The following is a 9917-nucleotide window of genomic DNA, read 5'->3' on the forward strand; positions in this document are numbered from 1 at the left end:
ACCTTGTTGACTGCCTTCTATATCGGTTGGTCACGACGCCATGGCAAGGGCGGCAAGCGCGACGATCTCCACCACCTGTTGCGTTGCGCCGATCGTGTCGCCGGTATGGCCCTCCAGTTTGCGGCGGACGTGGGCGGTGAAGGCGGCACAGGAAAGGGCGGCGGCGAGCACGACGATGAAGAAGGCGAAGAGCGACGCCGAGGGGGCGACGAGGGCCGCCGTGATCGCGATCCCCGAAACCAGCGCCACATGCAGCGAGGCGCGCAGCGGAACGCCGGCCGAAGCGGCGACGCCGCCGCTGCGGGCCGGCGGAAGAGCCGACCAGTGCCAGATCATCAGGGCGCGGCTGAGGGCCGCGATCGCCGGAAGGCAGAGTGCTGCCTCGATTGGGGGGAGGTTGCCGGCAACCTCGGCGATCGCCGCGGCCCTCAGGCCGTAACCGAGGATCAGGGCCGCCGCGCCAAACGAGCCGATCCGGCTGTCCTTCATGATCTCGAGCATATGGTCCTTGTTGCGACCACCACCGAGGCCGTCGGCGGCATCGGAGAGGCCATCCTCATGCAGTGCACCGGTGACGACGGCCTGGACCGCAAGCGCGGCGAAAGCCGCCAGAGGAGGGCTCGCGTCTAGGAGGAGCATGAGGCAAAGGGTCGCTGCCGCCGGCAGCGCCACGAGCGCGCCGGCAAGTGGGAAGGCCCGGACACCGCGGGAGAGGCTGCCGTCATGGCCTTCGAAAAAGCGGGCAGGAACCGCAATGCGGCTGAGGAACGATACGGCGCGCGCGGTATCGTTCAGGTATTCGCGCCAATCCATCGGATCAGTCACTCCATTTCAAAGACGACCGGTTCAAAGGCGGCCGGTTCAAAGACGACGGGCCGCACCGCTTTTTGGGTTGTTGCGGTCGGGCGCGGTCAGTATTAGAGGAGCCATCAAAGCCCGATTTCGACGCAGATTACAAGGAAGCCTTGCTCATGACCGTGACCGGCCTGCCATTCGATGATTTCCGCGCCCTGTTGCGCGACCTGCCCGGTCCGGATTCCGCGGCGCTGGTGGCGGCGCGTGCGCGCGACCAGCAGCTGACCAAGCCGCCGGGCGCGCTCGGCCGCCTCGAAGAGATCGCCATGTGGCTAGCCGCCTGGACCGGCCGGCCGCCGGCCGTGACGCGTCCGCTGGTCGCGATCTTCGCCGGCAATCACGGCGTGACCAAGCACGGCATCACGCCCTTTCCGTCGTCGGTGACGCGGCAGATGGTCGACAACTTCGCCGCCGGCGGTGCTGCGATCAACCAGATCTGTGCGACCTACGACCTCGGCCTGAAGATCTTCGACCTCGCGCTCGACTATCCGACCGGCGACATCACCTGCGAGGCCGCCCTTTCGGAGCGCGACTGCGCCGCGACGATGGCGTTCGGCATGGAAGCGATTGCCGGCGGCACGGACCTGCTCTGCATCGGCGAGATGGGCATCGGCAACACGACGATCGCGGCGGCCATCAACCTGGCGCTCTATGGCGGCACGGCCGAGGAGTGGGTCGGGCCCGGCACCGGCTCGGAAGGCGACGTCCTCCAGCGCAAGATCAATGCCGTGAAGACGGCCGTCGAGTTCCACAAGGACCATCTCGACGATCCGCTGGAAGTGCTGCGCCGCCTCGGCGGCCGCGAAATCGCGGCGATGGCCGGCGCGATCCTCGCCTGCCGGATGCAGAAGATCCCGGTGCTGATCGACGGCTATGTGGCAACGTCCGCCGCCGCGATCCTGAAGGCCGCCAATCCGTCGGCGCTCGACCACTGCCTGATCGGCCATGTCTCCGGGGAGCCCGGCCACCTGCGGGCGATCGAGCGGCTCGGCAAGACGCCGCTTCTGGCACTTGGCATGCGGCTCGGCGAAGGCACGGGTGCCGCCCTTGCCGCTGGCATCGTCAAGGCCGCCGCCGCCTGCCATTCCGGCATGGCGACCTTCGAAAGCGCCGGGGTTAGCAACAAGACCGATGACTGATCATCCGCGCGAAAAGACGGTCCAGGAGGCGGCTTCCGTGATCGAGAAGAAGACGGGTGTCGCCCATTTCTTCGCGGCCGGCCGCTATTCCTTCCAGGGCTTCCGGCGACTGATCGGCGAATCCGCCTTCCGTCACGAACTGCTGGCGCTCGCCGCAGGGCTGGCGCTGTTCGCCTTCGTCGGGGCGAGCCTCGCCGAGTATCTCGGATTTGTCGTGCTGATGCTGGTGCTGTTCTGTGTCGAGGCACTCAACACCGCCATAGAAGAGCTGGTCGACCGCATCTCGCCGGAGATTTCCACCGTCGGCCGCAACGCGAAGGACCTCGGTTCCTTCGCGGTCTTCTGCCTGCTGGTGGCAAACGGGCTTTACGCCGGCTCCGTGGTCTTCTTCTGAGCCGTCAGAAACGCACGCGGGCCGTGACGGCCCGGTGGTCGGAAGGCCAGGGCGTCACGACGATATCGGCTTCCGGCGCCTTTTCGCCGACGATCGAGACGCTGAGCGTCTCAAGCTTCGTTGCCCGGCCGAAGACGTAGTCGATACGGTCGTGATGGTCGTCCTTGGCCGTCGGTTCCGATGTCGGGGTCCAGGTGAAGGCCGGCTTTGCGACCGGGTCCGGATAGGCGGCGCGCAGGAGGTCTGTCATGCCCGCTTCCTGCTCGATCCGCAGGGCGGAGGGATATTTCACCGCCATCGGCTGACGTCCGGCCTTGACCGCGGCTTCGGTCCAGTCGCGCCAGGACGGCTCGTTGAAGTCGCCGAACAGAAAGACGGCATCGGCATTCTCCGCCTGCTTCACATCCTTCATCAGCAGGTCGAGCGCCGGACCGCGGGCCTTTGCCGCAGCCTGGACGGCCTCATCCGCCGTCTTCAGGAAGGGGGCGGGGCCGTAGTCTATGCCGAGCAGCTGGTAGGGCTGGTAGGGGAAGTCGGTCAGGTGGACGTTGAAGGCGAAGACCTTGCGGCCCTTGACGTCGATCTCGACGCCCAGGTCGTTCGCCGTCGGCTTGCCGATCGGATAACGGCTGAGGATGGCATTGGCCCAGAGCGCTGGATTGGTCTTTTCCTGCTCGTAGTAGAAGAAGCCGAGCGCCTTGGCGAGATCCTTCGCCACGCTCGGACCGGTCGGCACGCAGTCGTCCGCGTCGCAGACGTCGGGCTCCGGCTTGGTTTCCTGGATGCCGATAATGTCGGCGCCGGCCTTGCGGATCACCTCTGCCGTCTCCGAGACGTCCTTCTCCTCGTTCACGCCGCCGCCCCAGATGTTGTAGCTCATCACGGTGAGTTCGGTCGCGGCACCGGCTGCCATCGCCGGTGTGGCGACGAGCGAGGTGGAGATGAGCAGGGCGCCCAGATGCTTTGTCATGACGATGATCCCGAATCCGTCGATTTTCGCCGACGATATGCGGGTTCGATGACAGACGCACGAAAGAAAAGGCGACGCGGCGCCGAGGTCAGGCAAACTGGCGCTTGCGCGGCTCGACGGCGTGGGTTTCCGTGACCGCGGGCAGGCTTTCGAGAACGCGGCGCGCCGGCAGGATGGCGATCACTTCGGTGCCTTCGCGCAGCTTGGACTTCAGCTTGAACTCGCCGCCGTGCTTGGCCAGGATCGCCTGGACGATCGGCAGGCCAAGGCCGGTGCCCTGTTCGGCGCTCTTGATGGCGATGGAGCCCTGGCCGAAGGCGGAAAGAACCACCGGGATTTCGTTTTCGGGAATGCCCGGACCGTTGTCGCGGATCGAGACGTACTGGCCGCCGCCCGCCGTCCAGCCGACCTTGACGGCCACTTCGCCGCCCTGGGGCGTGAACTTCACGGCGTTGGAAAGCAGGTTGAGGATGACCTGGCGCATGGCCTTTTCGTCGGCCCAGACGGAAGGCAGGTTTGCTTCGAACTGTTCGGATATCGAGATGTTCTTCGCCTTGGCGCGCAGCTGGACCATGCCGATGCAATCCTCGGCGAGATCGAGAAGCGAAACGACTTCCTCGTTCAGCTCGTACTTGCCGGCCTCGATGCGGGAGAGGTCGAGGATCTCGTTGATGAGGTCGAGCAGGTGCTGGCCGGAGCGGTGGATGTCTCCGGAATATTCTTTGTAGAGCGGATTGTTGAGAGGTCCGAGCACCTCGGTCGCCATCACTTCGGAGAAGCCGAGAATGGCGTTCAGTGGCGTACGCAGCTCGTGCGACATCGAGGCAAGGAAGCGGGATTTCGCCAGATTGGCCTCTTCCGCGCGGCGACGGGCTTCGTCCGACAGGGATTTTGCAACCTCGAGCTCGGCGATCAGGTCATCCTTCTCGCTCTGGAAGGAGAGCAGCTTGAGATTGGCCTGGTGCAGCCGGCTGGTGATGTAGATGAAGAAGACCAAGGCGGTCGTGAAGAGCGCGGTGACGCCGATGTCGAGTATGTGGCGGCTGGATATCGCAGTAAAGAGCAGGGCGCCGACCGTCGGCAGGAAGCCGAAGAGCACCGCCTGGCGCAGCAGCATGTTCGACATGGCGGTGACCGAAAGCACGATCAGCAGTACCGCGCCCTTGTAGAACACGAAGGTGTCGCCGCAGGGATTGCAGGATTGCAGGGAGAAGAACGCCCAGCAGGCGCCCATGCTGACCTGTCCGATCAACAAAAGCCGGCGCCATCTGATGAGGTTTGCCGCGACAAGGTCCGCCCGCGACGCGCGTTTGACCAGGATGATGTTCAGCGCGTGGATGGTGAGTGTGGCAAGTGTCCACAGTAGCAGTGTCGGGTCGGGATTGATGTAGGCGCCGAATCCGCTGACCATGAGGATGATGATCGGCATCACCGCGGCGCCCTGCAGCGTGGCACCGAGATGCATGCCGAGTATTTCGCTTTCGAAAAGCAGGGAACCGGACTGATTCGACTGCAGGCGTTCACGCGTCGTGCGAACGGCTTTCGCCACGGCCTTGTTGCGATGGCCGCGGGAAAGGTCGACGATGTTCTTGTCTGTCGAGGTGGTTACGCCGTTACTCATGTCCCGGAAGATCGCTTGCCGCTGATCAGACGAGACTAGCGACCATTTGTTAAGAAGATACTCCCGAACAAGGTTTTGTTTGCCATGATCGCAAAGCTTTCATTTTCAAAATGGGCCAAATTGTGAATCGTAGTCTCCGTCTTCTGCGCGACGGCGTGGTCGCTGTGTCCGCAGTTCTTCTTGCCCTTGTCATCGCCTCCAAGCTCGACCAGGACAACCGCATTCGCCTGACGGGGCGGTTCGTCGCGGTGGACGGCGATACGCTGGCGCAGGGGAACCAGCGCTTCCGTCTCGAGGGGATCGATGCGCCGGAGATCGCTCAGACCTGCGGCGTGGAACCTGCTGTCGATCCTTGCGGTTCTTCTGCTCGGGCGCGACTGGCTGCCTTCGTCTCCGAGCCTTCGTTTTCCTGCAGCGGCGGCGGCGTTGACCGATATGGACGGCAACTGGTGCGTTGCGTCGCCGATGGTCTCGACGTCAACAGGGCGATGGTCCGCGAGGGTCTTGCCGTCGCCTATGGCGATTATGGTGGCGAGGAGGCGGCGGCGCGCGAGGAAGGGCTCGGCATCTGGTCCGGACCCTTCGACCGCCCGTCGGACTGGCGGCGTATTCATCGCGCCGGAATGGAGGAAACCGAACATGCCTCAGGTCTTTTCGCTTTGCTCCGTCGCTGGCTTGGTATCAACTGAGGGAAACGAGGGAGGTTTCATGAAGCTTTATGATGGTGGACGCGCGCCCAATCCGCGCCGGGTGACGGTGTTCCTCAAGGAAAAGGGGATCACGGTCGAAACCGTGCCGGTGGACATGGGGAAACTCGGGCACAAGTCGGCGGAGATCGCCGCGAAGAACCCGTTGCAGCGATTGCCGGTCCTCGAACTCGATGACGGCACCGTGATCTGCGAGTCGGTGGCGATCTGCCGCTATTTCGAGGAGATCCAGCCCGAGCCGTCGCTGTTTGGAATCGATGCGACCGACAAGGCGATCGTCGAGATGTGGAACCGGCGCGCCGAGCTTCACTTCTTCGCGCCGGTCGCGGCGGCCTTTCGCCACCTTCATCCGGCGATGGCCGAATGGGAGGTGCCGCAGGTGCCGGCCTGGGGCGAGGCGAACAAGCCGAAGGCGCTGGAGTTCCTGAAATTCCTCGATCAGGAACTGGCGGGTCGGGCCTTCGTCGCCGGGCCGCGCTACACGATCGCCGACATCACCGCGATGATCGCCTTCGAGTTCATGAAGCCGGCGCGGATCACCTGTCCGGAGGAGTTTGCCCATGTTTGGCGCTGGTTCAGGGACGTCCAGGCCCGGCCGAGCGCGGCACTGTGATCCGGGCGCACGGGAAGCGTGATGCCTCGGGCGAACGACACGGATGAAAGGCCGGACGATGAGCTGGACGACCTCAGGCGGGCGATCGGCGCCTGCCGAATCTGTCGGGACTGTCCGGCTGGCGGAGAGGAGAGACGTCTTCCCCACGAGCCGCGTCCGGTCGCCATCATTTCCACCCGCGCCCGCATCCTGATCGCCGGCCAGGCGCCAGGGCTCAAGGTTCATCAGACGGGGCTGCCATTCAACGATGCCTCCGGCGACAGGCTGCGCCAGTGGCTCGGGGTCGATCGGGAAACCTTCTATGATCGAAACCGCTTTGCCATCGTGCCCATGGGTTTCTGTTTTCCCGGCTATGACGCAAATGGCCACGACCTTCCGCCCCGGCGGGAATGCGCGCCCGAGTGGCGCACGACGGTGATGGCGGCCATGCCGCAGGTGGAGCTCGTATTGGCGATTGGCCAGTATGCGCAGGCCTGGCACCTCGGAAGCCGCCGGCGCCGGACGATGACCGAGACGGTCGAGCATTGGCGTGACTACTGGCAGGCCAATGTGGAGGGGCCCAAGGTGCTGCCGCTTCCACATCCGAGCTGGCGCAACACGGGCTGGCTGAAACGCAATCCCTGGTTCGAGGCGGAGGTTCTGCCGATCCTGAAAAAGGAGGTGAAAACGCTCTGCGCCTGAAACGATTTTCTTTGCTTTAAGTTATTCTGCTTTATATGTGGAAAAATATTCGAAAGGCAGTGGCATGGATCGACTCGACCGAAAAATACTCCGCATTCTTCAGGAAGACTCCACGCTTGCCGTGGCCGACCTTGCCAAGAAGGTCGGGCTTTCGACCACGCCGTGCTGGCGCCGTATCCAGAAGATGGAGGAGGACGGCGTGATCCGCCGCCGGGTGGCGCTGCTCGATCCGGTCAAAGTCAACACCAAGGTCACCGTCTTCGTTTCGATCCGCACGTCGAGCCATTCGATCGAGTGGCTGAAGCGGTTTTCCGAAGTGGTGGCGGAATTCCCGGAAGTCGTCGAATTCTACCGCATGAGTGGCGACGTCGATTATCTGCTGCGCGTCGTCGTACCGGACATTCAGGCCTATGACGCCTTCTACAAGCGGATGATCGCCAAGATCGAGATCCGCGACGTCTCCTCGGCCTTCGCCATGGAGCAGATCAAGTACACGACCGAGCTTCCGCTCGACTACATGCTCCTCGACAACCAGAAGTCTCAGGAAGACTGAGCGTCAGCGATCCTCAGGGCTTCAGGCGCTTGAGGATCTTTTCGCTGGTCAGTTCGCGGACGGCGTCCTTGCCGATCCAGCGCGCCGTCTTGTCGGTACTTCCCGCCAGTTTCTCGGCGAGCGCGAGGGCCGGGGCGTGACACGTCCTGTTGCGCTTGCCGATGTTGCGCAAGGCCCAGTTGACGGCCTTGCGGACAAAGTTGCGCGGATCGGTCGCATGGGTTTCGATCAGCGGCAGGTAGGCAATGAGGGTCGCATCCGGTTCCTTCTTGCGATGGACGGAGGCGCCGGCAATCATCGCAAAGGCGGTGCGCCGGACGAATTCCCGTTCATCGGCGGCAAACTCCGCAATGAGCTCCTGCCAGAATTCCGTGTCCGTCAGCAGGTCGGCCGCGGTATCGACGATCTCCCAGGAATTGAAGTCGTCGGCGAGGCGCCTTACTTCGTCCCTCGTCAGTGCCCTGGGATCGAAGGTCCAGATGGCGAGCATCCGGGCCTCGCGGATCCCGGTGTCCCAGAGCGCCTTGGCGCGCCGGTGGTCGACGCCCGCTTCCTTCGCCAGCTTCTGCAGCACCGGATTGCCGATGCCGATCGCCGTGTCGGTGACGATGCCATATCGGCCCATGCCGGCGATGTTGGCCTCGTTGCGCTGGGTGCGCAGGAAGGCAACAATCTCTTCGACAGAGGAGGCGGGCGTAAAGGTCATTTTTCCAGACGCGCCAGGAGCGAGGACGTATCCCAGCGATTGCCGCCGAGCTTCTGGACCTCGCCGTAGAATTGGTCGACAAGGGCGGTCACCGGCAGGCTTGCACCGTTGCGGCGGGCTTCTGTCAGCACGATGTCGAGATCCTTGCGCATCCAGTCGACGGCAAAGCCGAATTCGTAGCGGCTCTCGTTCATCGTCTTGTGGCGGTTTTCCATCTGCCAGGAGCCGGCTGCCCCCTTGGAGATGACTTCCACAACCTTTTCAATGTCCAAGCCGGCTTTCTTGCCAAAATGAATCCCCTCGGCGAGGCCCTGGACCAGGCCTGCGATGCAGATCTGGTTGATCATCTTGGTGAGCTGGCCGGCGCCGACCGGACCCATCAGGCCGACCATGCGGGCGAAGGCGTCGATCACCGGTTTCGCCCGGTCGAAGGTCGCCGGGTCGCCGCCGCACATCACGGTGAGCACGCCGTTTTCCGCGCCGGCCTGGCCGCCGGAGACCGGCGCGTCGATGAAGCCGAGACCCCGCGCAGCCGCAGCTTCGGCAAGTTCACGGGCGACTTCTGCCGAGGCAGTGGTGTTGTCGATCAGGATCGCGCCCGGCTTCATGCCCGAAAGCACGCCGTTTTCGCCGATCGTGACGGAGCGCAGGTCATCGTCGTTACCGACGCAGGTGAAGACGAAATCCGCATCGGCAGCGGCTTGGGTCGGCGTCGGGGCGGCCTTGCCGCCGAACTGGCCAACCCATTTCTCGGCCTTGGCGGCGGTGCGATTGTAAACGGTCACGTCGTGCCCGCCCTTCGTCTTCAGATGCCCGGCCATCGGGTAACCCATGACGCCCAAACCGATGAATGCGACCTTTGCCATGCCTTATGTCTCCTGCCATGTGCGTTCGAGACGGCAGGATTAGAGCATTGTGGTGATTAGGAAAAGGCTGGCATGCGAAACCTGTGGTCGAAGATGCCGAGAGTTTGGTTGATTCGTGGGGCTAGATACCGTCTCCCGCAACAAGCCCGGTGGCGGGTGTGTTCTGCCGTCTGTTTCCATAAAGCGCTGCATTGCGTGGGTGGCGCCTCGAATCTTCGAAGTAGTTGGAACCCGGTTCAAGGCTGTCGGAAATGTCCGTCCATAGCCTCCGCAACCGCCTGACGTGAAGATCGTCCGTGATCCAACACATCAGGTGCTCGGCAGCGTCCGAGAGGAGTTCCGGATTGGTGCTTATGAGTTCCCTTGCCCACTTGCAGTACTCGTCCACCGATACCTGCCGGCTGCCTTGCTTGTCCCGCATCAGAAATTGTGTCTTTCCCGCATCGGCGATCCGACGGAGGTTGTCCGTCGGCGCCATCAGGATGCTGATATAGATGTCATCGAATTGCGGTGGTGAGTAGATGCTGTCGATCGCCCGCTCAAGATCGAAGATCGTTCGGATGTTGATCTCGCGCAGCAGCATGAAACGCTCCAGCCCGACGATATGGCACAGTTGCGCCTGCCCAATCCAGTCGATGCATTGATAGATACCGTAAGGTGTTTCGACATGCAGGAGGATAGGGTTGTAAGTGGCCAGGTTCTGGACGTCGAATATCCCGCACTCTTCGAGGCGGAATCGTGTTTCGAAGTCGACGCCGTCAAGAACGTCAAGCGAGGTGATCTTCGTAACCTCGACGAAGCGGTCATCCGCC

The 9917-nt window shown here is 63.2% G+C and carries 11 protein-coding genes and 1 pseudogene; 6 read left to right on the top strand and 6 right to left on the bottom strand.

The window, feature by feature from the left end; all coding sequences use genetic code 11:
• Positions 1–30: 30 nt before the first annotated feature.
• A complete protein-coding gene (locus HHL25_RS03990) occupies positions 31–813 on the bottom strand; it encodes an adenosylcobinamide-GDP ribazoletransferase (protein ID WP_169587493.1) in 783 nt (260 codons plus the stop codon).
• 158 nt (positions 814–971) lie between these two features.
• Here HHL25_RS03990 and cobT point away from each other — a divergent pair, with 158 nt between their 5' ends.
• Both cobT and HHL25_RS04000 read left to right on the top strand, forming a co-directional pair.
• Complete coding sequence (cobT, locus tag HHL25_RS03995; RefSeq protein WP_169587495.1) at positions 972–1994, top strand: nicotinate-nucleotide--dimethylbenzimidazole phosphoribosyltransferase; 1023 nt, start codon at positions 972–974, stop codon at positions 1992–1994.
• Complete coding sequence (locus HHL25_RS04000) at positions 1987–2388, top strand: diacylglycerol kinase (RefSeq protein ID WP_169587497.1); 402 nt, start codon at positions 1987–1989, stop codon at positions 2386–2388. Before cobT ends, HHL25_RS04000 begins: the two co-directional genes overlap by 8 nt.
• Positions 2389–2392: 4 nt before the next feature.
• On the opposite strand, the gene HHL25_RS04005 is transcribed toward HHL25_RS04000, so the two are convergent.
• Both HHL25_RS04005 and HHL25_RS04010 read right to left on the bottom strand, forming a co-directional pair.
• On the bottom strand, positions 2393–3358 hold the full coding sequence (locus HHL25_RS04005) for an endonuclease/exonuclease/phosphatase family protein (protein ID WP_169587498.1): 966 nt from the start codon (positions 3356–3358) through the stop codon (positions 2393–2395).
• An 88-nt stretch (positions 3359–3446) separates the two neighbouring features.
• Positions 3447–4979: a sensor histidine kinase gene (locus HHL25_RS04010; protein ID WP_169587500.1), complete on the bottom strand. Its 1533-nt coding sequence runs from the start codon at positions 4977–4979 to the stop codon at positions 3447–3449.
• Between the two features lie 164 nt (positions 4980–5143).
• Here HHL25_RS04010 and HHL25_RS04015 point away from each other — a divergent pair, with 164 nt between their 5' ends.
• The 4 genes from HHL25_RS04015 (at position 5144) to HHL25_RS04030 (ending at position 7533) form a co-directional block, all read left to right on the top strand.
• Positions 5144–5668: a thermonuclease family protein gene (locus HHL25_RS04015; RefSeq protein ID WP_315853021.1), complete on the top strand. Its 525-nt coding sequence runs from the start codon at positions 5144–5146 to the stop codon at positions 5666–5668.
• Between the two features lie 19 nt (positions 5669–5687).
• On the top strand, positions 5688–6299 hold the full coding sequence (locus HHL25_RS04020) for a glutathione S-transferase family protein (protein ID WP_169587504.1): 612 nt from the start codon (positions 5688–5690) through the stop codon (positions 6297–6299).
• A gap of 21 nt (positions 6300–6320) precedes the next feature.
• Entirely contained in the window at positions 6321–6980 is a 660-nt protein-coding gene (locus HHL25_RS04025) for a uracil-DNA glycosylase family protein (protein WP_169587506.1), read from the top strand.
• A gap of 64 nt (positions 6981–7044) precedes the next feature.
• Complete coding sequence (locus HHL25_RS04030) at positions 7045–7533, top strand: Lrp/AsnC family transcriptional regulator (protein ID WP_169587508.1); 489 nt, start codon at positions 7045–7047, stop codon at positions 7531–7533.
• Between the two features lie 13 nt (positions 7534–7546).
• On the opposite strand, the gene HHL25_RS04035 is transcribed toward HHL25_RS04030, so the two are convergent.
• From HHL25_RS04035 to HHL25_RS04045, 3 genes and pseudogenes are all read right to left on the bottom strand, one after another.
• Positions 7547–8239, bottom strand: a complete 693-nt coding sequence (locus tag HHL25_RS04035; protein WP_169587510.1) for a DNA alkylation repair protein — start codon at positions 8237–8239, stop codon at positions 7547–7549.
• Positions 8236–9105, bottom strand: coding sequence for an NAD(P)-dependent oxidoreductase (locus HHL25_RS04040; RefSeq protein ID WP_169587512.1), 870 nt, complete (start codon positions 9103–9105; stop codon positions 8236–8238). Before HHL25_RS04040 ends, HHL25_RS04035 begins: the two co-directional genes overlap by 4 nt.
• Before the next feature lie 121 nt (positions 9106–9226).
• Positions 9227–9917, bottom strand: a pseudogene (locus HHL25_RS04045) (hypothetical protein); the annotation flags it as partial.

The sequence above is a fragment of the Rhizobium terricola genome (assembly GCF_012927355.1).
Classification (GTDB): Bacteria; Pseudomonadota; Alphaproteobacteria; order Rhizobiales; family Rhizobiaceae; genus Allorhizobium; species Allorhizobium terricola.

What these genes read in the sequence shown, in the direction of transcription:
- HHL25_RS04035 (WP_169587510.1), bottom strand. Translation starts at nt 8,239, where the DNA reads ATGACCTTTACGCCCGCCTCCTCTGTCGAAGAGATTGTTGCCTTCCTG.
- HHL25_RS04040 (WP_169587512.1), bottom strand. Translation starts at nt 9,105, where the DNA reads ATGGCAAAGGTCGCATTCATCGGTTTGGGCGTCATGGGTTACCCGATG.
- HHL25_RS03990 (WP_169587493.1), bottom strand. Translation starts at nt 813, where the DNA reads ATGGATTGGCGCGAATACCTGAACGATACCGCGCGCGCCGTATCGTTC.
- cobT (WP_169587495.1), top strand. Translation starts at nt 972, where the DNA reads ATGACCGTGACCGGCCTGCCATTCGATGATTTCCGCGCCCTGTTGCGC.
- HHL25_RS04030 (WP_169587508.1), top strand. Translation starts at nt 7,045, where the DNA reads ATGGATCGACTCGACCGAAAAATACTCCGCATTCTTCAGGAAGACTCC.
- HHL25_RS04005 (WP_169587498.1), bottom strand. Translation starts at nt 3,358, where the DNA reads ATGACAAAGCATCTGGGCGCCCTGCTCATCTCCACCTCGCTCGTCGCC.
- HHL25_RS04010 (WP_169587500.1), bottom strand. Translation starts at nt 4,979, where the DNA reads ATGAGTAACGGCGTAACCACCTCGACAGACAAGAACATCGTCGACCTT.
- HHL25_RS04025 (WP_169587506.1), top strand. Translation starts at nt 6,321, where the DNA reads ATGCCTCGGGCGAACGACACGGATGAAAGGCCGGACGATGAGCTGGAC.
- HHL25_RS04000 (WP_169587497.1), top strand. Translation starts at nt 1,987, where the DNA reads ATGACTGATCATCCGCGCGAAAAGACGGTCCAGGAGGCGGCTTCCGTG.
- HHL25_RS04020 (WP_169587504.1), top strand. Translation starts at nt 5,688, where the DNA reads ATGAAGCTTTATGATGGTGGACGCGCGCCCAATCCGCGCCGGGTGACG.